Source organism: Pyxidicoccus sp. M15 (assembly GCF_056858435.1).
In genome coordinates this window covers 6,380,556-6,403,084 of sequence record NZ_CM166495.1, presented here as the reverse complement: position 1 = coordinate 6,403,084, position 22,529 = coordinate 6,380,556, and the positions used below count along the sequence as shown (strand labels likewise).

Genomic DNA, 22,529 nt, shown 5'->3' with positions numbered 1-22,529 from the left:
CGGGCCACGCGCCGCTTCCCGCGCGTCCCCTTGCCGCCCTGCCCGCCTCCGTCCTCCCCCTGGCGCGACGGCTTCCGGCTCCCGGGTGAAGACTGCCTTCCGGAGCCGCCCTTCGCCCGGGGCGACGCCCTGGCGGCTGCGCGCGTGGGGCTCGGGAGCGGCAGACAGAAGAACAGGTACATGTCGAGCAGCATGGGGCGTCTTCCCCTTCCTCGGGTGCGCACGGGATGTGGCGCACGACTCGCTGAGCAATGGTGATGCCACCGCCCATGGCCGCCACCGGCGGCCCCTCTTCCCCAGGGGAAGAGGACGGGCGCAAGGTGCCACGCAGCCCTTCGCCCGAGCCCGTGAAGAAGCATGAAGAAGCGGTAGCGAAGGACCCGCCCCCTCGGAGGGAGCCCCGCATGCGGTGCATGCGCAGCTTTCCTCCGGATGGGGTGGTGGCAGGGGGAATGTGGACGCCGGGCCAGGAGGAGAGCCGTCGGCCTTCCGGCGGGGGTGCCGGGTTTCCGGCAGGGAGAGCGCGCGGGCATCCGACACCCGGGCACTCCCTCCGACTGACGCGCTCACGGCATGAGGCTTGCCATGCGCTTCCCCGTCACCGCGCGACGTGCCGCGGCTTCGAGGGGAGAGTCCATGCGACGTGCCGTCCTGTTGTTCGTGGTCCTGGTGGGAGCGCTCGGCGCCCTGCTGGGGTTGCGCATCCTGAAGGACCGCCGGGCGGCGGAAGGGCCCGCGGGCGGCTCGGGCGTGGTGGAGGGCACGGGCGTGGACGTGCGCGCCCGCATCAACGCCCGCGTGCTGGCGCGGCATGTGGAGGAAGGCGCCCGGGTGGCCAAAGGCGCGCTGCTCGTCACGCTCGACTGCACGGAGCCGGAGGCGGGCCTGGCGGAGATGGAGGCCCGGCTGGCCATGGCGCGGGCGCAGGCGGACGCGGCACGGGCCGCCTCCCTGGCCGCCGGCCGCAACACCGAGGCCGTCGCCGCGCAGGCCTCCGGCAGCCAGGCGCAGATTGCCTCGCTGGCGGACCAGCAGGGCCTGGCGAAGCGGCAGGCGGAGCGCCTCCAGCAGATGGGCGGGGCCACCACGGAGGCGGCGCTGGATGAGGCGAAGGCCCGGGCCGCGTCGCTGGAGCAGCAACTGGAGGCCGCGCGTCACTCCAGCACGGCCGCCGGGCGTCAGGCGCGGGCCGCCATGGAGCAGGAGCGCGCCAGCCTGCAGCAGGCGGAGGCCGCCGTGCGCGCGGTGGAGGCCGCCGAGGCCACGCTGCGCCGCGCCCGCGTCACCGCCGCGGAGTGCGAGCTGCGCGCGCCCATGGCGGGCACGGTGGAGACGCTGGCGCTGGAGCCGGGTGAGCTGGCCCTGCCGGGCGCGGTGGTGGCGCGGCTGGTGGACACGGCCCGGCCCAAGGCCACCTTCTACCTGCCCAACGCGGAGCTGGCCGCGGCGCACCCCGGGCAGGAGGCCACGGTGCGCGCGGACGCGTACCCGGACCGCACCTTCCCCGCCCGCGTGGTCACCGTGGCGCGCGAGGCGGCCTTCACGCCGCGCAACGTGCAGACGCGCAGTGACAGGGACAGGCTCGTATATCCCGTCGAGGTGCACATCGACGCGCCGGAGGGGCTGCTCCTGCCGGGCATGCCGGTGGAAATCACGCTGGCTCCCGGGCAGGGTCCGGCCGTGGCGGAGCAGCGGCCGTGAGCGAGGCGCCGGACGTCGCGCTCGAGGACGTGCGCAAGGGCTTCGGCGCCACGCAGGCCCTGCGGGGCGTGTCGCTGGCGGTGGGCCACTGCGAGGTGTACGGCCTGGTGGGCCCGGACGGCGCGGGGAAGACGACGGCCATCCGGCTGATGGCGGGCCTGTTGCGCGCGGACGGCGGCCGCGTGCGGATGCTGGGTGAGGACCCCACGAATCCCCGCTCCCAGGTGCGCGAGGGGCTGGGCCTGGTGCCGCAGCGCAACACCCTGTACGGCGACCTGAGCGTGGATGAGAACCTCCACTTCTTCGCGCGGCTGTTCGGCCTGTCGAAAGAAGACTTCGCCTCCCGGCGCGAGCGGCTGCTGGACATCACCCGGCTGGGGCGCTTCACGGAGCGGCGGGCGGATGCGCTCTCCGGCGGCATGTACAAGAAGCTGGCGCTGGCGTGCGCCCTGCTCCACCGGCCGCGGGTGCTGCTGCTGGACGAGCCCACCAACGGCGTGGACCCGGTGAGCCGCCGGGAGCTGTGGGAGCTGCTCTACACGCTGGTCCACGACGGCATGACGCTGATTGTGTCCACGCCGTACATGGACGAGGCGGCGCGCTGCCACCGCGTGGGGCTGCTGTACGCGGGCGAGCTCATCGCCGAGGGCGGGCCCCGGGAGCTGGCGCGCCAGCACGGCGTGGCGGCGTCCAACTTCGAGGCGGTGTTCCTCGCGCTCGTCGAGCGGCGCAACGGCACCGGCGGGAGGGCCGCATGAGCACCGCCATCGAGGTGGAGCACCTGACGCGGCGCTTCGGCGACTTCACCGCGGTGAACGACGTGAGCTTCACCGTGGGGGCCGGGGAAATCTTCGGCTACCTGGGCGCGAATGGCGCCGGCAAGTCCACCACCATCCGCATGCTGTGCGGGCTCCTGAAGCCCACGGGCGGCCATGCGCGGGTGGCGGGCCATGACGTGAGCGAAGCGCCGGAGCGCGTGAAGGCCGGCATCGGCTACATGTCCCAGCGCTTCTCGCTGTACCTGGACCTGACGGTGCGGGCGAATCTCGAGTTCTTCGCCTCGGCGTACGGCGCGCACGGACGCGAGCTGGCGACGCGCATCGGCGAGATGCTGGAGCGGATGCAGCTCGGTGCCATCCAGGACGAGGTGACGGGCTCGCTGCCGGGCGGCCTCCAGCAGCGCGTGGCCCTGGCCAGCGCGGTGCTGCACCGCCCACGCATCGTCTTCCTGGACGAGCCCACCGCGGGCGTGGACCCGGTGCAGCGCCGCTCCTTCTGGGCGCTCATCCGCGAGCTGGCCGCGGGCGGCACCACCGTCTTCGTCACCACGCACTACATGGACGAGGCGGAGTACTGCGCGCGCATCGGCATCATGGTGGACGGGCGGCTGGTGGCGCTGGACACCCCGGAGGGCCTCAAGCGCACGCACGCCCCGGGCCGCGTCCTCGAGGTGCGAGGCCCCCACCTCGCCCCCGCGCTGGACGCGCTGCGCGGCGAGCCCGGCGTGCTGGACGTGAGCCGCTTCGGCTCGGGGGCCACGGTGCGGGTGGACCCGGAGCGGCTGACGGCGGAGACGCTCGGGCGCTGGCTGCGCGCGAAGGGCGTGGACCCGCTGGAACTGGAGGAGTCCGCGCCCACGCTGGACGACGTCTTCCTGGCGCTCACCGCCGGGGCGCAACGAGGGGAGGACTGAAGCCGCCATGGCTACTTCACACGCGAGCCGCACGGTGGGCCGCATCCTCGCCATGGCCGGCAAGGAGGTGCTGCACATCCGCCGGGACATCCGCACCCTCTACCTGGCGCTGGCCATGCCGGTGCTGCTGCTGGTGCTGTTCGGGTTCGGCATCAGCTTCGACGTGGACCACCTGGGCCTGGCCGTCGTGGACCAGGACCGGACCGCACAGTCGCGCGAGCTGGTGCGCCACGTGACGGCGTCGGAGGAGTTCATCCTCCAGTGGGAGGGCACCTCCCCGGAGGACGGGCTGCGCGAGCTGCGGCGCGGCAATGCCATTGCCGTGCTGGTGGTGCCCCGGGGCTTCGCCGAGGACGTGGCGGGCGGGGGCGCCCAGGTGCAGCTCCTGGTCGACGGGGCGGACGGCAACACCGCCACGCAGGCGCTGGCCAAGGCCCAGGCGCTGGTGGAAGCGGCGAGCCGGAAGCTCACGGGCGGGGCGCCGCGGGCGCCTCCGCTGGAGGTGCGGGTGCGAACGCTGTTCAACCCCAACAGCCGCTCCGCGCTGTTCCTGGTGCCCGGGCTGGCGTCGTACCTGCTGGCCATCGTCGCGGTGCTCATCACCGCCCTCACCGTGGCGCGCGAGTGGGAGCGGGGCTCCATGGAGCAGCTCTTCGCCACGCCGGTGGCACGGCTGGAAATCGTCGTGGGCAAGCTCTTGCCGTACCTCGGCATCGGCCTGCTCCAGGTGCTGCTGGTGCTGACGGCGGGCGCGTGGGTGTTCGACGTGCCGGTGCGCGGCAGCGTGGTGGCGCTGGGGCTGGGGGCGCTGCTGTTCCTCATCGGCATGCTGGGCCAGGGGCTGCTCATCTCCGTGGTGACGCGCAACCAGGTGGTGGCCACGCAGGTGGCGACCATGACGTCCGTGCTGCCGTCCATGCTGCTGTCGGGCTTCATCTTCCCGATTGAGAACCTGCCCCCGCCGCTGAAGGTGGTGAGCATGTTGATTCCGGCGCGGTACTTCGTGAGCACGCTGCGCGGGGTGCTGCTGCGGGGCAATGGCGTGGACGTGCTGTGGCCGCAGCTGCTCGCCATGGCCCTGTTCGCGACGGTGATGCTGACGCTGGCCACGCGCCGCTTCCAGCGGCGGCTGGACTGAAGGGAGGGCTGGGACACATGCATCCTCTGGTCGTGCAGTACCGGGCCGTGGTGGTGAAGGAAGTCCGCCAGACGGTGCGGGACAGGCGGGTGATGGCGCTGCTCACGATTGCTCCGCTGATGCAGCTGTTCGTCCTCGGCTTCGCGGTGAACTTCGACGTGCGCCACGTGCCCACGGCGGTGGTGGACCGCGACAACACCTCGGAGAGCCGCGACTACGCGCGCACGCTCCTGGCCGGCGACACCCTGGACCTGAAGGCGGAGCTCCACGACGAGCGCACGGCGCAGGAGCTGCTGGAGCACGGCGAGGCGTCCGTGGCGCTGGTGTTCCCCCCGGAGTTCCAGGAGGACGTGCTGCGCGGAAGCGGGGCCCAGGTGCAGGCGCTGGTGGACGGCTCGGACCCGGTGCGCTCGGGCGTGGCGGTGGACGCGGTGGCGCGGCACGCGGCGCAGCGGGCCGCGCGGCTCATGCAGACGGACGCCGTGGCCCGGGGAGAGCTTCCGCTCCGCCCCCCGGTGGAGCTGGTGCCGCGCGTCCTCTACAACCCGGAGCTGTCCACGGCGGTGTACGTGGTGCCCGGCATCGCGGCGATGCTGCTGCTCGTCGTCACCACCATCATCATGGCCATGGGGCTGGCCCGCGAGCGGGAGAGCGGCACGCTGGAGCAGCTCCAGGTGACGCCCCTGCGGCCCGGCGTGCTGATGGCGGGCAAGGTGACGCCGTTCGTCCTCATCGGCCTGGTGGACGTGGGCCTGGCGCTGAGCGTGGGCGCCTGGGTGTTCAAGGTGCCGCTGCGGGGGAACCTGGGGCTGGTGGCGCTGGCCACCCTGCTCTACCTGCTGTCCACGCTGGGCGTGGGGCTCCTCATCGCAACGCTGAGCCGCACGCAGCAGCAGGCCTTCGTCGGAGGCTTCCTCTTCCTGCTCCCCGCGGTGCTGCTGTCAGGCGTCATGACGCCGATTCACGCCATGCCGGACTGGCTGGCGTGGGTGACGTACCTCAACCCGGTGCGCTACTACGTGGAGGTGCTTCGCGGCACGCTGCTCAAGAGCGCGGGCCTGGCCGACCTCTGGCGGCAGGTGCTGCTCCTGGGCGTCTTCGGCGCCATGGTGATGGGCCTGGCGTCTCGCCGCTTCCGCAAGACGTCGGCGTGACGTCAGGCGTGCAGCGACTCGTGCCGGGCGAGCATCTCCACGAAGTCCGCGATGCGCCGCGCCCGCGTCTCCGCCTTCTTCGCGGTGTGGACGCGCCACAGGATGGCGTAGCGGTTGGCGGCGTTGAGCGTGGCGAAGAACGCGGAGGCCTTGGGATTGGCGGCCAGGGCCGCCGCCAGGTCCTCCGGCACGGTGACCTTGCTCGGTGAGTCGTAGGCCGCGTCCCAGCGCCCGTCGTTCTTCGCGAGCTCCACCGCCGCGAGCCCGGAGGGCCGCATCTTCCCCGCGGCGACGAGGGCCGCCACCTTCTCGCGGTTCACCTTCGACCAGACGCTCTTCACCCCGCGCGGGGTGAACTTCTGCAGCCACCACGCGTCGTCGAAGCTCCCCTTCTGGCCATCAATCCAGCCCCACGCGAGCGCCACGTCCAGCGCCTCCGGATAGGTGACGGACGCCACGCCCGTCGCCTTCTTCGCGAGCTTCAGCCACACCCCGCGCGACGACGCATGGTTCGCCTCGAGCCACGTCTCCCACGCGCGCTGGCTCTCGAACGGGATGATGGGCAGCTCCGCCTTCGGCGCGGCCTTCGTGTCCGTAGAGCGCTTCACCACGGCCTTCTTCGCGGGCGTCTGCTTCACCACGGCCTTCTTCGTCGCGGGCATCGTTGTCGGGCTCCTGGCGGGAACGGTCGGATACCACGGCGCGCGGCGGCCCCACCACCCGCGACGTCCTCAAATCCGGGCCTGGAGGTGTGCTAGGAGGGCCCAGGAGTTACGAGCCTTTCCTGGAAAACATACATGACCATCGTAGCGAGAAGAGTCGCCGTCCTGCTGTCCTTCACGAGCCTCTGGGCCTGCGGCCCCACGGAGCCCGCCGGCCCTGAAGTCTCCCCTGCCCCCGAAGCCGAGGTGCTGGGCGAGACGCAGGAGTCCCTGGCCTGCCCCGCGCTCTCGGAGGGCGCGCAGTTCAGCGGGTGCGCCGAGCTGTGCGCCATCGTGGACCGGCTGCCGCTGCCCCAGCCCCGGGCGAGCCTGTCGCGCAACATCCTCACCACGGCGCTGGACGTGAAGCTCGGCACGCTGAGCGCCACGGCCGCCATCCAGGTGTCTCCGGCGCTCGCGACGGGCCTGTCGCTGAAGGTCGGCAACCTCGTCGTCACCGGCGTGCGCAGCCGCTGCGGCCCGCTGAACTACACCGTGCAGGACGGGCAGCTCGACATCGGCATGCCGCTGTGGGCGAGCACCGTCCTCGTCGACTACACCTTCTCCGAGTCGCCGAACTTCGACGGCTACATGCCCACCGGCAGCACCTTCACGTGGCCGTCCTTCTGCGAGAACCTCTACCCCTGCCACCCGGCGCTGGCGGACGGCGTGAAGTTCTCGCTGAAGGTGGGCAACCTCCCCGCGGGCAAGAAGGCCGTGTACCCCACCCAGGTCCCCGCGGACGCCCCGGCCTACATGCTGGCGTGGGCGGTGGGCGACTACACCGAGCTGCCCCTGGGCCACACCACCGCGGGGACGCAGGTCTCCGTCTGGCACCTGCCCGGTGAGGCGGCCGTGGCCACCTCGGGCACGCTCCACCTGAAGGACTCGGTGGACTTCTTCGAGCGGCAGTACGGCCCGTACACCTTCGGCCGCAAGGTGGGCTCGGTGTCCGCCAACTGGGGCCCCGGCGCGTACGGCGGCATGGAGCACCACCCGTACTGGCACGTGGCGTCGGACGCCATGGAGGACAAGCTGGTGCACCAGCACGAGGCCGCCCACGGCTGGTACGGCAACGGCGTGCGCATCCAGTGCTGGGAGGACTTCGTCCTCTCCGAGGGCACCGCCGAGTACCTCACCGCCCGCTCCGTGCGCGCCACCGAGGGCGCGGATGCCGAGGCGGCCGTCTGGGTGCAGTGGAGGGGCGAGCTGGAGCGCGCCGTCTCCCGCGGCGACACGCTCGCGCTGCCGGACACCACCTGCAACGTGATTGACATCCTCAATCACCCGCTCTGGTCCAACATCCCCTACAAGAAGGGCGCCTTCTTCTACCGCGAGCTGGAGAAGCAGATTGGCACCGCGGCCATCGACCGCGTGCTGTCCCGCTTCTACCGCCAGCACGTGGGCCGCACCGCCCGCATGCAGCAGCTGCTGGACCTCGTGAAGGCGGAGACGGGCCAGGACCCGACGCCGCTCGCCAACGCGTGGCTGCGCAGCCTGGGGATTCCCGCCGAGGCCCCCTGAGCGACTACTGGGGGCCGGACTCCGCGGTGGAGTCCGAGCCCCCACCCAGCTTCTTCTTCAGCGCCTCCAGCCCCTTGCCGCCGACCTCCTTCGCCGCGTTCAGCGTGTCGCCGGCCTCGCGGGCCACCGTGTCCACGGAGACGGCGCTCATGCCCTGGCGCACGCGGTCCATCCAGGCGATGGGCGCGTAGACCTGCTTCGCCTTCTCCGGGCCGAGCACGGTGACGAGGATGTGCTCCAACCCGCCCGCCCGGGCGATGAGCGCCTGGCCCAGGATGACGGCGGCGCGGGCCTGCAGGAAGATGGGCAGCTTCTTGCCGTGCTTGCGCATCTCCTCCGCGTTGGCGTGGATCTCCTTCTGCTCGGCGGCGCCGAGGTAGGGGCTGGCGGCCAGCTTGTCGAGGTACTTCGCCGACTCCTCGTAGCGCTCGCGGCGGAAGTGGATGAAGGCCCAGCCCCACCACGTCAGCTCGTTCTCCACGCCCAGCCGCTCCAGCGAGCCCAGGCCGCGCTCGATGTCGTCCTCCGCGGCGCGCTCGCGCTTGAGCCCCATGCGGTTCCACGCGCGCGCGAAGTAGCCGGCGGCGAGCAGCGTCTCGCGGTACTGCGCGGACGTGACGCTCGCCGTCGCGGGGAACTCATCCAGCGGCAGGGTCTCCACCCCGGAGACGAAGGCGTTCAGCTCCTCCTCGGCCGCGTAGTGGTAGCCGGCGCCGCAGAACGCGAGGCCGCGGTTGCCCTGGACGGCGGTGCGCAGGCCCGCCGGCCACGAGGGCTGGGGCGTGGAGCGCGACAGCTCGTAGAACACCACGTCCGTGGCGGGGATGCGGTTTCCCCGGTCGGCGTTGTCGAGCACCATCCAGACGGCGGCGAGGACGGCGTGCTCCTGCCCCGCGTCGTAGCCCGGCAGGGGGCCCGGCGCTTCCGGCACGAAGCGGTTCCACAGCAGGGGGAACTCGTCCTCGTCGCGCTTCTCCAGCGTCTTCTTCGCCTTGTAGAAGGCGATGGCCAGGTCCAGGTACGTCCGGGCCATCCGTCGGGCATCCTCCTCGCTGACAGCCTTCTCCGGCAGCGCCCGCGTCGCCTCGGCCGCCTTCCAGAGCGCGGCGACCTCCTCGGGCGCGTTCGGCTGGCCCTCGGCGCGGATGGTCAGCTTGAAGGCGCGGTAGGGCACGAGCGCGTAGGAGTCGCGGAGCTTCTTGTCGATTTCCGCCCGCTCCTCGGCGGCCCGCTCGGCGTCCGACTTGCGGCAACCCGCGAGCACGGACAGCAGCACGAGGCAGAGCGCGGCGAGGGTGGGACGTGCTGCGATGGGGGTGTGGGAGCTCATTCGGGGACGGGACGGTAGCACGGGGCCCCTCCCCGCTCCTCGCGGGGCCACCGGGCAGCGGAGCCCGGGCGCGAGGGCGTGGGCATGCACACCGTCTTCGGGATTGGAGGACGGCGAGCATGACGCACGACGAATTCCTGGCGCGAGTCGCTGAACGTGCGGGGCTGTCCGGCCCCGAAGAGGCCGCCCATGTCGCGCGGGCCGTGCTCGGCGTCGTGGGCGAGCGGCTCGGTCGGCGGGAGGTCCGGCGGCTGGCCGAGGACCTTCCCGCCCCGGTGGCGGGCATGCTGCGAACCGAGGACCCCGGCCAGGACTTCGACGAGGGCACGCTCTACGCGCGGGTCGCCGGACGCGAGCACGTCCGTGCGGGCTTCGCGGTGGAGCACACCGGCGTCGTCTGTCAGGCGCTGGCCGAGGCGCTCTCCGAAGGCGCGCTGCACCGGCTCCACGAGGACCTGCCGGGAGCCCTCGGCGCCCTCTTCACGCCTCGCGAGCCGCGCGAGCGCTTCGAGTATGTCCACGTCGAGTCCACCCACCACTCCCTCGCCGAAGGCCAGCCGGGAAGTCAGCACCCGCTGTCGAGGACCCGGCTGGAGCGGGCGCACACGCACTCGGTGGTGAGGGCGGACAACCCGCACGGGGACACCAAGCTGTCCAGCGCCCATGGGCTGACGCAGGAGCGCGAGCACTCGTCGCTGTCGAGCGCCTCCGGGCTCTCGCAGGAGCGCCAGCACTCGACGCTGGCGACGGGCCACCCGGGCGCGAGGCTCGCGCGCGGCGACGAAGAGGACTGACGCCGACTGACGCCGCGCGCGACTGGGGGCCTACCGGCAGAACCAGCCGTTCTGCACCCAGCCCCACTTGTTCACGTTGCCGTAGGCGAAGCCGTACGCCCACTCACCGCTGGGCGAGTACTTCGTCACCTCCATCGACTGCCCGTAATAGAGCGTGCCGATGAAGATGCCCGCCGGGGCGTCGCGGACGTACAGGTCCTGCGCGCACACGGTCAGCCGCGTCCCCGCCCACGCGGGCGTCACCTTGAAGGCCTGCCACGCGCCCACCGCGCAGAGCGCCACCAGCGCCACGCGCGCCACGTACGGCAACACGGTCCGGTTCGTCGTCATGTCGTCCTCCTCGAAGCGCGGCGGGCTCAGAAGCAGCCCGCGATGGGGTTGTTGGCGCCGTAGCAGCGGGTCATGCACGAGCGGAGCAGGTAGCCCCAGTCGTCCGGCCCGTAGTCGAGGATGACGGCCCAGGAGGCCGTGCCCGCGTTCTGGCGGATGCCGACCTTGTCGCCGTAGTACAGCGTGCGGATGGGATTCTGCGGCCCCGCCGTCGTCGAGTAGTTGCCGTACATCGTCGCGCTCTGACACGTGATGATGGCGTGGTCCGTGTAGGCCAGCTCCGTCACCGTGCCGCCCCGCTCGTCCGGACCTTCCTCCACGGCACGCGCTCCGTCCGCGGCGGGCTCGCTTCCACAGCCCGGCATCACGGCCAGCAATCCCGAGACACCCACTACGACGGCGCTTCTCCTGAGGTTCATGGCGACACGTCTCCCTGGAATGAGTCCGACGGCCGGAGATCTGTACCGCCTGTCAGGGATGTCTCTCAATGCTTGATTTTCAGATTATTATAAAACAGGTGTCGCCTCCCGTGCCTGCGGGCTCGGGCCGGAGAACCGGGCATTCGGGGGCCGGGGTGAGCACCCTGTAGGTGAAAGGGAGGCGATTCCCTACGCGCGGGGGGGCGGGCATGTACCCGGAGAGCAGCTCACACGACATCGGTACTCCCGAGGGGGCCTCCGGGCAGGTCGCCGGGAAGCTGGAGAGCCAGCTGCAGGAGCTGCGGCAGATCATCACCCGCCAGCGCCGGATGGACGCCCTGCGGCGCACGGCCCTGCTGGACAGCCCCGCCGAGGAGGCCTTCGACCGGTTGACGCGGCTGACGACGCGGGCGCTGCACGTGCCGGTGGCGCTCGTCACGCTGCTCGACAGGGACAGGCAGTTCTTCAAGAGCTGCACGGGCCTGCCCGCTCCCTGGTGTGATGTCCGGCAGACGCCCCTCACCCACTCCTTCTGCATCCACGTGGTGGCCACCGGGCGGCCGCTCGTCATCGAGGACGCGCGCGAGGATCCAGTGCTGAAGGAGAACCTCGCCGTGGATCAGCTCGGCGTGGTGGCCTACGCCGGGTTCCCGCTGAAGACGCCGAACGGAGAGGTGCTCGGCACCCTGTGCGCCATCGATACCGGGCCGCGCCGGTGGACCGAGGACGACCTGGCCATCCTCGCGGACCTGGCGACCTCGGCGACGACGGAGATTGAGCTGCGCGCCACGCGCGAGCTGGAGGGACAGGCCCGGGCCGCGGAGGCCGCGCGAGTCACGGCCGAGGCCGCGCGTCAGCGCTTCGCCCTGCTGGCGGAGTTGAGCAGCGCGCTCGCGGAGCAGACGGACCTGGGACGCGCGCTCACCCTGGCCGTGCGCTTGTCGGTACCCCTGGTGGCCGACGGCTGCGTCCTCGACCTGCTCCAGGAGGACGGACGGCTGCACCGCGAGGCGGTGGCCCACCAGGACCCGCGCGAGGAGGAGCGGCTGCGCGACGTCTCCGAGCCCCCCGGCCTCCTCCTGGCCGACGCGGGCGACTCGCAGCTGATGGCCGGCCACCTCCGCCTGGGAGACCCCGCGGGCTCCTCGCTCCGCCTGGCGCTGGTGGGACGCGGCCGGGTGCTGGGCGCCATCAGCTTCACCACCATTCCCCCGCGCCGCCTGGGCGACACCGAGGTGGAGCTGGCGCGGGACGTGGCGCGCCGCGTGGCGCTGGCGGTGGACAACCACCGGATGAACCACGAGCTGCTCGAGGCGGTCCGCGCCAGGGACAGGTTCCTCACCACCGCCTCGCACGAGCTGCGCACGCCGCTGATGACGCTGCGGCTCCAGTCCCAGCTGCTGCTGCGCATCACCCACGACGAGAAGCCCTGCTCCTCCAGCGTGCTCCTCTCCAAGGCGGATATCATCGCGCGACAGGTGGAGCGGCTGGGACACCTGGTGGATGAATTGCTGGACCTCGCCCGGGTCCGGGAGGGCCGCCTGGCCTATCACCTGGAGAACCTGGACCTGGCGGAGGTGGTGCGCGAGGTGGCCATGCGCTTCCGCGAGGAGCTGTCACGCAGCGGGAGCACGCTGGTGATGCGCACCGAGGGCAGCGCGAGCGGCACGTGGGACCGGGGCCGCCTGGAGCAGGTGATGACCCACCTGCTGGCCAACGCCATCAAGTACGGGCAGGGGCGCCCCATCACCCTCCAGCTGACAGAGGATGAGCACACCGCGCGGCTCGTCGTCCGCGACGAGGGCATCGGCATCGCGGAGGCGGACCAGGCGCGCATCTTCGAGCGCTTCGAGCGCGCCGTGTCCGAGCAGCACTACGGCGGCCTGGGGCTGGGGCTGTGGATCGTCCGGGAAATCCTCGCGGGGATGGGGGGCACCATCGCCGTGTCCAGCCAGCCGGGGATGGGCGCGTCCTTCACCGTGGAGCTGCCGCGACGGGTGGCCTCCGAGCCGGCGTCGGTCCTCCACTGACGGTGGGGGCGGGCAGGCCGCGGCCGGGGTGGCGCGGGAGGGGCGCGTGGGTTAGAGCCCCGTCCCAGCATGGCCGCCCTCGACGACGCCTCCCCTTCCCGCTCGGTCTTCCGCCATCGTGACTTCCGCGTGTACCAGATTGCACGCCTGTGCGCGGTGCTCGCCATGCAGATCGAGTCCGTGGCCATCGGGTGGCAGGTCTACGAGGTGACGGGGAGCGCGCTGGCGCTCGGCTATACGGGCCTGGCCCAGTTCCTCCCCTTCCTCGCCTTCAGCCTCGTGGGCGGACAGGTGGCGGACCGGGTGGACCGGCGCTCCATCCTCGCGGTGTGCCAGGGGGTGATGCTGCTGTGCAGCCTGCTGCTGCTCACCTTCGCGCTGGGGCACATCCGCGACGTGCGCTTCGTCTACGGGGTGCTGGTCATCTTCGGCTCCGCGCGTGCCTTCTACTCGCCGGCGGGCGCCGCGCTCACGCCGCACCTCGTCCCGCGCGAGGAGCTGACGAAGGCGGTGGCGGTCAGCTCCACCACGTGGCAGGTGGCCACCATCGCCGGCCCGGCCGTGGGCGGCGTCCTCTACGGGTGGCTGGGGGCGACGGGGGCCTATCTCGGGTCCGCCTCGCTGTGCGCGCTCACGGTGGTGTGGATTCTCTCGCTGAAGGTGCGCACGGGCCCCGCGTCCACGGAGAAGCTGTCCTTCGCGACGCTGGTGGCGGGGCTGCACTTCGTGCGCCGGCAGCGGCTGCTGCTGGGCAGCATCACCCTGGATTTGTTCGCGGTGCTGCTGGGCGGCGCGGTGGCGCTGCTGCCCATCTACGCGCGGGACGTGCTGCACACCGGGCCCTGGGGCCTGGGGCTGCTGCGCTGCGCGCCGGCGGTGGGCGCCGCGGTGGTGGCGGTGTTCCTGGCGATGCGGCCGGTGGGTGAGCGCGCCGGGTGGAAGATGTTCGGCGCGGTGACGCTCTTCGGCGCCGCCACGCTCGTGTTCGGCGTGAGCCGCTCGCTGCCGCTGTCGCTGGTGGCGCTGGCGGTGGCGGGCGCCGCCGACATGGTCAGCGTGGTGGTGCGGCACACGCTGGAGCTGCTGGCCACGCCGGACGACATGCGCGGCCGGGTGGGCGCGGTGAACATGATGTGCATCGGCGCCTCCAACGAGCTGGGCGAGTTCCGCGCGGGCGGGCTCGCCGAGAGCGTGGGCGCGGTGAACGCGGTGGTGGTGGGCGCGGTGGGGACGCTGGTCGTGGTGGGGCTCTGGGCGTGGCTCTTCCCGGAGCTGCGCAACGTGGACCGGCTGGACTCCGTCCGCAAATGAGCCGGGCGGTCAGCGCCCGAGCACGGCAAGTGCCTCCGCGCGCGCCGTCGCACGGAGCTTCTTCCGCAGGCGCGGGTCATCCGTGGTCCGCGCCAGCACCATGCCCCCGACGCAGAGGCTGACGATCAGGAGCGCCTTGCGCTCCGCATCGGCGTCGTTCTCCGGGAACGCGGCCCTGAAGACGTGCCCCATGTTCTCCACCAGCGTCGTATACGCGGCGCGGGGCTCCAGGCCGGCGCGGGCCACATCCGAGGGCAGCGCGATGAGCGGGCAGTGCTGGTCGACGTCGCGCAGGATTTCATCCGAGAGGTACAGGTCGACCAGCTCGCGTGCCAGCCGGGGAGGCGGCGGAACGGCCCTGCCCGACTCCTCCTGCAGCCGCGCGAACGGATTGCACGTCGTGAAGCTCCGCACCGCCTCCGCGTACAGCTCGTCCTTGCTCGTGAAGTGGTTGTAGAAGCCGCCGCGGGTCAACCCCGCGAACTTCATGACGTCGTCGATGGACACCTGGTCGAACCCGTGACGGTTGAACATCACCCTCGCGCTCTCGACGATCTTCGCGCGCGTGCGCGCCTTGTGTTCGGCGGAATACGGCATGACATCCCTCCTTCACGGCCCATCCTGGGGCACCGTCTAAATATGTTCTTGAGCATATTTTGCGGCGTCGCAGAGTCGCCCCCTGAAGCCACTCGCCGTCAAGGGAGATACCAGGACATGATCACCATCAGCGCGTTCAAGTGGGTGCCGCCGTTCGCACAGGGCGTGGTGCGAGACCTCCGGGTGCGGTGGGCGCTCGAGGAGGCCGGGCTGCCCTACGAGGAGAGGCTCATCGACCCGGACATCCAGGCGTCCGCCGAGTACCGCGCCCTCCAGCCGTTCGGGCAAGTGCCCATCTTCGAGGAGAACGGCCTCGAGCTCTTCGAGTCGGGCGCCATCGTCCTCCACGTCGCGTCCCGGAGCGAGACGCTCTTCCCCTCCGACGAGGCCGGCAGGGCACGCGCGATGACGTGGGTCTTCGCGGCGCTCAACTCCATCGAAATCCACGTCCAGCAGCTCGCGGAGATCGACCTCTTCAACGCCGGCAAGGAGTGGGCGAAGCTCCACCGCCCGGACGTGGAGAAGGCCACGCTGCGCCGGCTGGGAGAGCTGGCCACCTGTCTCGGAGACCGCGAGTACCTGGAGGGCCGCTTCACCGTCGGCGACCTGATGATGACGACGGTGCTCCGCATCCTCCGCCACACGAACCTGCTCGACGCCGAGCCGAAGCTGAAGGCCTACAAGGAGCGCTGTGAGGCGCGGCCCGCCTTCCAGCGGGCGCTCAGGGCCCAGATGGCGGCGTTCGAACGGCACGCGAACTGACGGACACGGGCCTCCGCTTCACCCTGGCGGAGGCCCGTGGAAGGGCTAGGCCCGCTCTCCCTCGACGGAGACGCGGAGCCCGCCATGGGTGACGGTGAGGGTAGGACGGCCGAACCACCCGCAGTGCTTGCAGACGGCGCTCGGCCCGGACGCGGACACTCGCACCGGAAGGTCCGCCGCGCACACGGGGCAGCCCTCCGGAATCTTGTAGTCACGCGATGTCGGCTGAACTTCGGTCATGCATCTGAGTTAACGCAGGAAGGCGCCTCCGCAACCCACCGCGCCCGGGAGTGTCGGGCGCGCTTCGTTCCGCGGGTGAGCCTGGCTGCCTGCTCTCCGTCCGTCCGGCCGCTCACGCCCCTTCGAGCAGCCGCGAGAAGGCGCGCGCGATGTCCGCGTCCTTGACGTTGCTCCCCACCTCCCCGCCCACCTGCAGCTCCGTCTCGACGACGCCGGGCACGCGCGTGGTGCTGAAGCCGCCGGCCACCCAGATCTTGTCCTCGCGGGCAATCCTGTCCCGCTGGCGGGACAGCGCCGCCGGGTCGCCGCGCAGGTAGACGCGGAACATGTTCGTCTGCACGGGGCGCGGCAGCACGGTGATGCGCGAGTCGGCGGCAATCGCCTCCGTCAGCGACTTCGCGCGCTTCACGTACTCGGGGATGCGGGGCAGCACCTCATCCAGGCGCATGGCCGAGGACGCCACGTAGGGCAGCATCTGGAAGAGGTTGCCGCCGTGCCGGTGTCGCCAGACTCGCGCGGTTTTGACGAAGTCGGCGCTGCCCAGCACCATGGCCCCGCCGAGCGCGCCCACCATCTTGTAGAAGGACACGTAGACGGAGTCGAAGCCGCGGCAGATGTCCGCGTACGAGCGCCCGTAGTAGGGCTGGCTCTCCCACAGCCGCGCGCCGTCCATGTGGAGCTTCACGCCCTTCTCGCGGCAGGTGCGCTTCAGCTCCTCCAGCTGCTCCCACGTCTGGAGCTGCCCGCCCAGCCACCGCACCGGCAGCTCCACGCTGACGGTGCCGAGCGGCTCCTTCGCGTCGCGCACGTCGCTGGCCAGCACCGGGCGCGTCCACGGGCAGAGGATGACCTCGCGCAGCCCGTGCAGCACCGCGTGGGCGTCGTCCTCGTGCAGCACGTGGTGGGACGAGGGATGCACGCCCACCCGCCGGTTGCCGCTCGCGTCCGCGTACATGCGCAGCACGCAGAGCTGGCCCATGGTGCCCGTGGGCATGTAGCAGCCGTCCTCGAAGCCGAGCATGCCCGCGACGCGCTTCTCGAAGGCCTGGATGAACTCACCATTGCCGTAGTAGTCGCGCGACATGCCCTGGCGCTTCACCCACTCGCCAATGCGGATGAGCTCCGCGCCCGGGTCGCTCGGACCGCCGAGCGTCAGCGACGCGCGGCACTCGCGGCGCACCTTCTCCATCTCCGCCCGCGACGGCGGTGCAGCGGGCGCGCTCTTCGCGGGAGCCGGGGGCGTGGCGGCCTCCGCGGTGCCACGCAGCAGCGCCGAGCCGGACAGCAGGCCGGTGAGGGCGAGGAACTCCCCCCGGCTGAGGTGACGTGGATTCATTCGGTGTGCGCCTTCCTGGTGACGGCGGAGTCCATGGGCGAAACGTACACCCATGACGCGCCGCAATGGGCAACTCGCTGCGCAACACCTGACGCACCGCGACGACAGCCTCACGCCACCCGATACCCGACGCACTGCAATACTGAATCAGGCTTCAACTTCCGTGCGTGACGCGCCGCAATACTGAATCAGCCTTCAACTCGAAGCGGCCGAAAGATGAATCAGTCTTCAACTCCGGTTTGATCCCGACGCTCCGGGTTTGGTACGAATCCCTCACTTGCGGCGCTGAGTGTCCACGCCGCGGGCCGGGCTTCCCTCCATCCGGTGCGCCTCGCCGGGGGAATCACCCGCACTTCCATCGAACCCTGTAAGCGATTGCAACGGAGCTACAAATGGCAACGCGTCGCATGAGTATTCGTGCTGTGGCGGTGGTCTTCGGGCTGTGCGGGCTGGCGTGTCAGAACCAGGACGTGGGCGAGGACAAGCCGCCCGTCGACGAGGCGTCGGCCGAGGTGAAGGCCTGTCGCGAGCGCATCGCGGCGAAGACGTCGGAGGTCCAGGCGGCGGGCATCGACATCTCCACCTGGTCCATCCAGGACGCGCAGGAGATGGCGGAGGTCACCACCCTGGAGCCGCAGACCCAGGCCACCTACCGCACCTTTGACGGCCACTACCGCCCGCTGACGAACCACCAGGGCTGCTCGGTGGACAACCTCTACTACGACAAGGCCAACACCACCGGCACCACGCCGTACAAGGACGGCAACAACGACGGCAAGTGGACCGGCGCGGTGGCCTTCGGCGGCCCCAACGCGGCCACGGACTACATCGAAGGCGACAGGGCGAAGATCGACGGCTATCCCTGCGCGGCCAAGGAGTACACCCAGAACAACGAGGACACCTCCCGGCCCATCGTCATCCTGGTGCACGGCAACTCCACGCGCCCGCACACCTGGGAGAAGTTCGTCCTCCCGGCGGGCACCTCCGTCAACACCGCCACGGAGAACGTGCAGTTCACCGCGGACACCACCGCGCGGGAGCAGCTGGCCGAGAAGCTCATCGCGCTGCGCTACCGCGTCATCGCCGTGGACTTCCGCACGGACCTCGTCACCACCCTCGACCCGGCCACCAACAACGACACGCAGAACGCCGCGGGCAACATCGACCATGGCTGGGCCACGCCCATCCTCCAGTCGCTCGTGAAGGCGGTGATGAAGAACAACCCCAACCGCAAGGTGGCCCTCATCGGCCACTCGCTGGGCGTCACCGTCGCGCGGGATGCCCTGCGCCGCATGTACGTGGAGTGGAGCTCCGGCCGCTCGGGCGGCATCAACCCCTTCCCGCAGCTGAGCCACGTCATCCTCGGCTCGGGCGCCAACCACGGCGTGTCTACCTTCGACACCAAGCCCAACTCACTCTGCGCCGCCAATGACACCATGCGCGGCACCATCGTCTGCGAGATGGGCAGCCGCTCCAACTACGTGCAGACGTACTTCCACAAGCCGCTCAACGGCCCCCGGGATCTCTTCGCCACCCCGTGCGCGGACGGTGACTACGCCTTCGGCAAGACGGGCCAGTGCGGCAACAACGTCGTGAAGTACTTCACCATCACGATGACGGACAAGACGAAGGGCACCAACTACCAGGACTTCTACGTCTCCGAGGCCGCCTCGCGCATCGAGATGGAGGGCTGCGTGACGAACACGCTCACCACGCTGAGCGACTACGACACCAGCGGCTACTTCAACAAGGGCTTCATCGCGAACCACTTCGGCTCCATGCGCTCCAGCGCGGGCCTGGACCTGGTGCTGCGCTACCTCGCCCAGTAGCGCGCGCAGTCCCCCCTCCCCCCCAAGCAGCAGGGCCGGCCCCGCCGCGTGAAGTCACGCGGCGGGGCCGGTCGTGGTCTCCCCTCTCCTTCCCGAGCACACCCAATGAAGCGACTCCCCTTCACCGCGACTCTGTGCGCGCTGGCCCTGGGCACCGTGCCGGCCGCCTGGGCCCAGTCCCCCGCTCCCGCAGCGACGGAGGCCGCTCCGGCGGCGCCCGCCGACACCCGCGAGGCTCCCGCGCCCGCGCCCGCGCCGGCCGAGAAGGCCGACACGCCCGAGAAGGTCCCCACCGCCGAGGAGATGGCGGGCACGAGCGAGGTCATCGACACCACGCCCCCGCCCGTCGCCCGGCCGCGCATCGCGGTGGGCAACGAGTCCTTCTACGTGAAGCCGGTGCTCGCGCTCGCGGGCGGCATCCACGTGGAGAACCTCATCCAGACGCTCAACCGCAACCGCGAGAGCCGCGCGACGACGGTGGCCCTCACGCGCTTCGGCTTCGAGGGCCGTCTGGGCCAGTACGTCTCCTTCAAGAGCGAGTTCGAGCGCAACATCCGCGCGCACGGCTCGGGCGTGTGGGAGGGCACCGCGTCCTTCAGCGTCCGGGACCAGGTCATCCGCCTGCAGCGCTGGAATGCAACGGTGGAGGCCGGCATCGTCGTGGACCCGGCCAGCGTGGACTACATCTCCACCCACGTCGCGGACACGCTGCTCGCGGACAAGTACACGCGAGACCCGCTCCTCTACAGCGGCTTCAACCGCGGCCAGGGCGCGCAGGCGGCGTACGACTGGAAGGGCTTCCGGGTGGGCCTGGGCTTCACGGCCGCCAACCCGCTGAGCACGTCCAGTTCCTACCAGGTGGGCGGCTCGTTCGGCGGCGGCAGCCGCTTCTGGGAGCGGCCCCTGGGCAACTACCGCAACGGCCAGCCGGATGACGACCTGCACTTCCAGGTGCTCAGCCCGTCCGTCACGTACACGCACGAGCTGTTCGAGGCCAAGGCCATGGCCCAGGTCTTCGACGTGAACTACCAGACGACGTCGCGCACGGACCCGCTGCTGCACGGCAACAACCTGCGCGGCAACGTGCTGTTCAAGCTGCACACGAATGTGGGCATCCCCCTCTTCATCACCCCGTTCTTCAACATCGCCCGCGTACAGAACGACGTCACCAACAGCACGCCGGGCTTCGCGGACCAGCTGCTGGGCACGCGCTACACGGCGACGTCGCTGTCGGCCGGCGTGGACTTCAACGTGCAGGGCCGCTCGGGCGTGGGCTTCCAGTTCTCCCGCGTGGCGGACCGCTCGCCCAGCTTCGTGCCGCCCACCGGGGACTCGCCCGCCACCGAGCCCATCACCCGCACGACGCAGACGTACCTCAACGTCGGTGGCACCTACTGGTTCACCGAGGACGTGGCGCTGGGCGCCCGCTACGCGCGCTACCAGAAGAAGCAGGACAACGTGGAGGACGAGATTGACGCCTCGTACTTCATGACGCTGCGCCTGCTGCTGTAATCATGTCGTTGGAACCGGGAGGGGAAGGCATGGAACCCACGCAGCGGCAGGACTCCATCATCAAGGTGGCGGTGGCGAGCTTCATCGGCACCGCCATCGAGTGGTACGACTTCTTCCTCTACGGGACGGCGGCGGCGCTGGTGTTCAACCGCCTCTTCTTCCCCTCCCTGGACCCGCTGGCGGGGACGATGGCGGCCTTCGGCACCTTCGCCGTCGGCTTCGTCGCCCGTCCGCTGGGGGGCGTGGTGTTCGGCCACTACGGCGACAAGCTGGGCCGCAAGGCCATGCTCAGCGCCACGCTGATGTTGATGGGCCTGGCCACCTTCGCGGTGGGCCTGCTGCCCACCTACGACACGCTGGGCATCTGGGCCCCGGCGCTGCTCGTGCTGCTGCGGCTGGTGCAGGGCTTCGGCCTGGGCGGCGAGTGGGGCGGCGCGGTGCTGATGGCGGTGGAGCACGCGCCGCCGAATCGCCGGGGCTTCTACGGGAGCTGGCCGCAGATGGGGGCCCCGGCGGGCATGCTGCTGGCCACGGCCGTGTTCTCCGTCTTCTCGCGCCTGCCGGAAGCGCAGTTCCTCGCATGGGGCTGGCGCATCCCCTTCCTGCTCAGCGCGTTGCTCATCGGCATGGGCGTGTTCATCCGGCTGCGCGTGGCCGAGTCCCCGGTGTTCCAGCACCGCAAGCCGGAGGCCGAGGCCCCGCGCATCCCCGTGCTGGACGCGCTGCGGACGTACCCGAAGCAGATCCTCCTGGCCATGGGGGCGCGCTTCGCGGAGAACGGCTTCTTCTACATCATCACCACGTTCGTCCTCTCGTACGGCACCGAGCGGCTGGGGCTGCCGCGCTCCACGTTCCTCAACGGGGTGCTGGTGGCCATGTCGGTGCACCTGGTGGCGATTCCGGCGTTCGGCGCCGCGTCGGACCGCTTCGGGCGCCGGCCGGTGTACCTGGCGGGCGCGGTGGGCTGCGGGCTGATGGCCTTCCCCTTCTTCTGGCTGCTCGACACGAAGGAGACGGGCCTCATCTGGCTGGCCATCTGCCTGGGCATCGTCGCGCACGCGGCCATGTACGGCCCGCAGGCAAGCTTCTTCTCCGAGCTGTTCGGCACCCGCGTGCGCTACAGCGGCGCGTCGCTGGGCTACCAATTGGCGTCGGTGTTCGCCGGGGGCCTGTCCCCTGTCATCGCCACCGCGCTGCTGGCGCGCTCGGGCGGACAGGCGTGGCCGGTGTCGCTCTACATGGTGGCGCTGGCCGTCATCACCCTGGTCTCCGTCTGGCTGTCGGCGGAGACCTTCCAGGAGGACCTCACGGAGGCCCCTCCCCCCACCAGCGCTACGGACGCGGCGCTCAGCGAGCCGTCCAGCCGCAGTCCATCACCTGTGCCGCCCCGGTGATGCCGCCCGCGGCGTCGGAGCACAGGAAGGAGATGTAGGCGGCGACCTCGGAGGGCTCGAGGAGCCGCTTCACGGCGGCGGGGGCGAGCATGACCTTCTCGACGACCTCCGCCTCGGTGATTCCGTGGACGCGCGCCTGGTCGGCAATCTGGCGCTCCACCAGGGGCGTGCGCACGTAGCTGGGGCACACGGCGTTCACCGTCACGCCCTTGTCCGCGGCCTCGAGCGCCACCGTCTTCGTCAGGCCCATGAGGCCGTGCTTGGCGGAGACGTATGCGGACTTGTACGGCGAGGCCACGAGCCCGTGGAGCGAGGACACGTTGATGATGCGCCCCCACTTGCGCGCGTACATCAGCGGCAGGGCGTAGCGCGTGAGCAGGAACGGGCCGACGAGCATGATGCGGATGAGCTGCTCCCAGCGGTCCTCGGGGAACTCCTCCACCGGGGACACGTGCTGGAGGCCCGCGTTGTTGACGAGGATGTCCAGCCGGCCCCACTCGCGCTCGGCGGTCGCCACCAGGGCGCGGCAGTCCTCGCGGGACGACACGTCCGCCCACTGGAAGCGAGCCCCGGGAAGCCGCTTCGCCGCCATGGTGCCTGCGTCCTCGTCGAGGTCCGCCAGCAGCACGCGCACGCCCTGGGACGCCAGGCTCTCCGCCACCGCGAGGCCGATGCCGTTCGCGGCGCCCGTCACGAGGGCGGTACGACCTGAATCCTGATTCACGTTCCACCTC

21 protein-coding genes are annotated in these 22,529 nt (G+C 71.0%); 13 read left to right on the top strand and 8 right to left on the bottom strand.

The window, feature by feature from the left end; all coding sequences use genetic code 11:
• Positions 1-636 precede the first annotated feature (636 nt).
• Genes ACX9TP_RS24045 through ACX9TP_RS24025 form a run of 5 tightly spaced genes read left to right on the top strand, consistent with a single transcriptional unit; the run spans position 637 to position 5,686 of the window.
• Positions 637-1,701: an HlyD family secretion protein gene (locus ACX9TP_RS24045; RefSeq protein ID WP_482982067.1), complete on the top strand. Its 1,065-nt coding sequence runs from the start codon at positions 637-639 to the stop codon at positions 1,699-1,701.
• Positions 1,698-2,459 carry an ABC transporter ATP-binding protein gene (locus tag ACX9TP_RS24040; protein ID WP_482982066.1) on the top strand — a complete coding sequence of 254 codons (762 nt, stop codon included), beginning with the start codon at positions 1,698-1,700 and terminating at the stop codon, positions 2,457-2,459. The genes ACX9TP_RS24045 and ACX9TP_RS24040 overlap by 4 nt, the downstream gene beginning before the upstream one ends.
• A complete protein-coding gene (locus ACX9TP_RS24035; RefSeq protein ID WP_482982065.1) occupies positions 2,456-3,394 on the top strand; it encodes an ABC transporter ATP-binding protein in 939 nt (312 codons plus the stop codon). Before ACX9TP_RS24040 ends, ACX9TP_RS24035 begins: the two co-directional genes overlap by 4 nt.
• A gap of 7 nt (positions 3,395-3,401) precedes the next feature.
• Positions 3,402-4,532, top strand: a complete 1,131-nt coding sequence (locus ACX9TP_RS24030; RefSeq protein WP_482982064.1) for an ABC transporter permease — start codon at positions 3,402-3,404, stop codon at positions 4,530-4,532.
• 17 nt (positions 4,533-4,549) lie between these two features.
• Entirely contained in the window at positions 4,550-5,686 is a 1,137-nt protein-coding gene (locus ACX9TP_RS24025) for an ABC transporter permease (RefSeq protein ID WP_482982063.1), read from the top strand.
• Positions 5,687-5,688: 2 nt separating this feature from the next.
• Here the strand turns inward: ACX9TP_RS24025 and ACX9TP_RS24020 are convergent, their stop codons facing one another.
• The gene (locus ACX9TP_RS24020; protein WP_482982062.1) at positions 5,689-6,348 is read right to left on the bottom strand and encodes a YdeI/OmpD-associated family protein; all 660 of its coding nucleotides are present in this window, start codon (positions 6,346-6,348) and stop codon (positions 5,689-5,691) included.
• Between the two features lie 135 nt (positions 6,349-6,483).
• On the opposite strand from ACX9TP_RS24020, the gene ACX9TP_RS24015 reads away from it, so the two are divergent.
• Positions 6,484-7,911 carry a M1 family aminopeptidase gene (locus ACX9TP_RS24015; protein WP_482982061.1) on the top strand — a complete coding sequence of 476 codons (1,428 nt, stop codon included), beginning with the start codon at positions 6,484-6,486 and terminating at the stop codon, positions 7,909-7,911.
• A gap of 4 nt (positions 7,912-7,915) precedes the next feature.
• On the opposite strand, the gene ACX9TP_RS24010 is transcribed toward ACX9TP_RS24015, so the two are convergent.
• A complete protein-coding gene (locus ACX9TP_RS24010) occupies positions 7,916-9,241 on the bottom strand; it encodes a hypothetical protein (RefSeq protein ID WP_482982060.1) in 1,326 nt (441 codons plus the stop codon).
• A gap of 119 nt (positions 9,242-9,360) precedes the next feature.
• On the opposite strand from ACX9TP_RS24010, the gene ACX9TP_RS24005 reads away from it, so the two are divergent.
• Complete coding sequence (locus tag ACX9TP_RS24005) at positions 9,361-10,035, top strand: DUF2267 domain-containing protein (RefSeq protein ID WP_482982059.1); 675 nt, start codon at positions 9,361-9,363, stop codon at positions 10,033-10,035.
• Between the two features lie 30 nt (positions 10,036-10,065).
• Here ACX9TP_RS24005 and ACX9TP_RS24000 read toward each other — a convergent pair whose 3' ends face one another.
• Together ACX9TP_RS24000 and ACX9TP_RS23995 are read right to left on the bottom strand one after the other, a co-directional pair.
• Positions 10,066-10,365, bottom strand: coding sequence for a hypothetical protein (locus ACX9TP_RS24000; protein WP_482982058.1), 300 nt, complete (start codon positions 10,363-10,365; stop codon positions 10,066-10,068).
• A 26-nt stretch (positions 10,366-10,391) separates the two neighbouring features.
• On the bottom strand, positions 10,392-10,784 hold the full coding sequence (locus tag ACX9TP_RS23995) for a hypothetical protein (RefSeq protein WP_482982057.1): 393 nt from the start codon (positions 10,782-10,784) through the stop codon (positions 10,392-10,394).
• Between the two features lie 209 nt (positions 10,785-10,993).
• On the opposite strand from ACX9TP_RS23995, the gene ACX9TP_RS23990 reads away from it, so the two are divergent.
• Both ACX9TP_RS23990 and ACX9TP_RS23985 read left to right on the top strand, forming a co-directional pair.
• On the top strand, positions 10,994-12,814 hold the full coding sequence (locus ACX9TP_RS23990) for an ATP-binding protein (protein WP_482982056.1): 1,821 nt from the start codon (positions 10,994-10,996) through the stop codon (positions 12,812-12,814).
• A 69-nt stretch (positions 12,815-12,883) separates the two neighbouring features.
• Positions 12,884-14,125 carry an MFS transporter gene (locus tag ACX9TP_RS23985; RefSeq protein WP_482982055.1) on the top strand — a complete coding sequence of 414 codons (1,242 nt, stop codon included), beginning with the start codon at positions 12,884-12,886 and terminating at the stop codon, positions 14,123-14,125.
• Positions 14,126-14,134: 9 nt separating this feature from the next.
• On the opposite strand, the gene ACX9TP_RS23980 is transcribed toward ACX9TP_RS23985, so the two are convergent.
• Complete coding sequence (locus ACX9TP_RS23980; RefSeq protein ID WP_482982054.1) at positions 14,135-14,722, bottom strand: TetR/AcrR family transcriptional regulator; 588 nt, start codon at positions 14,720-14,722, stop codon at positions 14,135-14,137.
• A gap of 117 nt (positions 14,723-14,839) precedes the next feature.
• Between ACX9TP_RS23980 and ACX9TP_RS23975 the strand changes: the two genes are divergently transcribed.
• On the top strand, positions 14,840-15,484 hold the full coding sequence (locus ACX9TP_RS23975) for a glutathione S-transferase family protein (protein ID WP_482982053.1): 645 nt from the start codon (positions 14,840-14,842) through the stop codon (positions 15,482-15,484).
• Between the two features lie 45 nt (positions 15,485-15,529).
• On the opposite strand, the gene ACX9TP_RS23970 is transcribed toward ACX9TP_RS23975, so the two are convergent.
• Positions 15,530-15,724: a hypothetical protein gene (locus tag ACX9TP_RS23970; protein ID WP_482982052.1), complete on the bottom strand. Its 195-nt coding sequence runs from the start codon at positions 15,722-15,724 to the stop codon at positions 15,530-15,532.
• 112 nt (positions 15,725-15,836) lie between these two features.
• The gene (locus ACX9TP_RS23965) at positions 15,837-17,060 is read right to left on the bottom strand and encodes a threonine aldolase family protein (protein WP_482982051.1); all 1,224 of its coding nucleotides are present in this window, start codon (positions 17,058-17,060) and stop codon (positions 15,837-15,839) included.
• A gap of 407 nt (positions 17,061-17,467) precedes the next feature.
• On the opposite strand from ACX9TP_RS23965, the gene ACX9TP_RS23960 reads away from it, so the two are divergent.
• The 3 genes from ACX9TP_RS23960 (at position 17,468) to ACX9TP_RS23950 (ending at position 21,795) form a co-directional block, all read left to right on the top strand.
• Positions 17,468-18,889: an esterase/lipase family protein gene (locus tag ACX9TP_RS23960; RefSeq protein ID WP_482982050.1), complete on the top strand. Its 1,422-nt coding sequence runs from the start codon at positions 17,468-17,470 to the stop codon at positions 18,887-18,889.
• 105 nt (positions 18,890-18,994) lie between these two features.
• Positions 18,995-20,401: a hypothetical protein gene (locus tag ACX9TP_RS23955; RefSeq protein ID WP_482982049.1), complete on the top strand. Its 1,407-nt coding sequence runs from the start codon at positions 18,995-18,997 to the stop codon at positions 20,399-20,401.
• A gap of 29 nt (positions 20,402-20,430) precedes the next feature.
• Positions 20,431-21,795, top strand: a complete 1,365-nt coding sequence (locus tag ACX9TP_RS23950; protein ID WP_482982048.1) for an MFS transporter — start codon at positions 20,431-20,433, stop codon at positions 21,793-21,795.
• On the opposite strand, the gene ACX9TP_RS23945 is transcribed toward ACX9TP_RS23950, so the two are convergent.
• Positions 21,749-22,519 carry a 3-hydroxybutyrate dehydrogenase gene (locus ACX9TP_RS23945; RefSeq protein WP_482982047.1) on the bottom strand — a complete coding sequence of 257 codons (771 nt, stop codon included), beginning with the start codon at positions 22,517-22,519 and terminating at the stop codon, positions 21,749-21,751. The two genes, ACX9TP_RS23950 and ACX9TP_RS23945, sit on opposite strands and share 47 nt — an antisense overlap.
• Between the last annotated feature and the right edge of the window lie 10 nt (positions 22,520-22,529).

Excerpts from the sequence above, each read along its gene's own strand:
- ACX9TP_RS24035 (WP_482982065.1), top strand. The coding sequence starts at position 2,456 with ATGAGCACCGCCATCGAGGTGGAGCACCTGACGCGGCGCTTCGGCGAC.
- ACX9TP_RS23985 (WP_482982055.1), top strand. The coding sequence starts at position 12,884 with ATGGCCGCCCTCGACGACGCCTCCCCTTCCCGCTCGGTCTTCCGCCAT.
- ACX9TP_RS24010 (WP_482982060.1), bottom strand. The coding sequence starts at position 9,241 with ATGAGCTCCCACACCCCCATCGCAGCACGTCCCACCCTCGCCGCGCTC.
- ACX9TP_RS24000 (WP_482982058.1), bottom strand. The coding sequence starts at position 10,365 with ATGACGACGAACCGGACCGTGTTGCCGTACGTGGCGCGCGTGGCGCTG.
- ACX9TP_RS23990 (WP_482982056.1), top strand. The coding sequence starts at position 10,994 with ATGTACCCGGAGAGCAGCTCACACGACATCGGTACTCCCGAGGGGGCC.
- ACX9TP_RS23950 (WP_482982048.1), top strand. The coding sequence starts at position 20,431 with ATGGAACCCACGCAGCGGCAGGACTCCATCATCAAGGTGGCGGTGGCG.
- ACX9TP_RS24020 (WP_482982062.1), bottom strand. The coding sequence starts at position 6,348 with ATGCCCGCGACGAAGAAGGCCGTGGTGAAGCAGACGCCCGCGAAGAAG.
- ACX9TP_RS23995 (WP_482982057.1), bottom strand. The coding sequence starts at position 10,784 with ATGAACCTCAGGAGAAGCGCCGTCGTAGTGGGTGTCTCGGGATTGCTG.
- ACX9TP_RS23960 (WP_482982050.1), top strand. The coding sequence starts at position 17,468 with ATGAGTATTCGTGCTGTGGCGGTGGTCTTCGGGCTGTGCGGGCTGGCG.
- ACX9TP_RS23955 (WP_482982049.1), top strand. The coding sequence starts at position 18,995 with ATGAAGCGACTCCCCTTCACCGCGACTCTGTGCGCGCTGGCCCTGGGC.
- ACX9TP_RS23965 (WP_482982051.1), bottom strand. The coding sequence starts at position 17,060 with ATGAATCCACGTCACCTCAGCCGGGGGGAGTTCCTCGCCCTCACCGGC.
- ACX9TP_RS23980 (WP_482982054.1), bottom strand. The coding sequence starts at position 14,722 with ATGCCGTATTCCGCCGAACACAAGGCGCGCACGCGCGCGAAGATCGTC.
- ACX9TP_RS24005 (WP_482982059.1), top strand. The coding sequence starts at position 9,361 with ATGACGCACGACGAATTCCTGGCGCGAGTCGCTGAACGTGCGGGGCTG.
- ACX9TP_RS23975 (WP_482982053.1), top strand. The coding sequence starts at position 14,840 with ATGATCACCATCAGCGCGTTCAAGTGGGTGCCGCCGTTCGCACAGGGC.
- ACX9TP_RS24015 (WP_482982061.1), top strand. The coding sequence starts at position 6,484 with ATGACCATCGTAGCGAGAAGAGTCGCCGTCCTGCTGTCCTTCACGAGC.
- ACX9TP_RS24025 (WP_482982063.1), top strand. The coding sequence starts at position 4,550 with ATGCATCCTCTGGTCGTGCAGTACCGGGCCGTGGTGGTGAAGGAAGTC.
- ACX9TP_RS24045 (WP_482982067.1), top strand. The coding sequence starts at position 637 with ATGCGACGTGCCGTCCTGTTGTTCGTGGTCCTGGTGGGAGCGCTCGGC.
- ACX9TP_RS23970 (WP_482982052.1), bottom strand. The coding sequence starts at position 15,724 with ATGACCGAAGTTCAGCCGACATCGCGTGACTACAAGATTCCGGAGGGC.
- ACX9TP_RS24030 (WP_482982064.1), top strand. The coding sequence starts at position 3,402 with ATGGCTACTTCACACGCGAGCCGCACGGTGGGCCGCATCCTCGCCATG.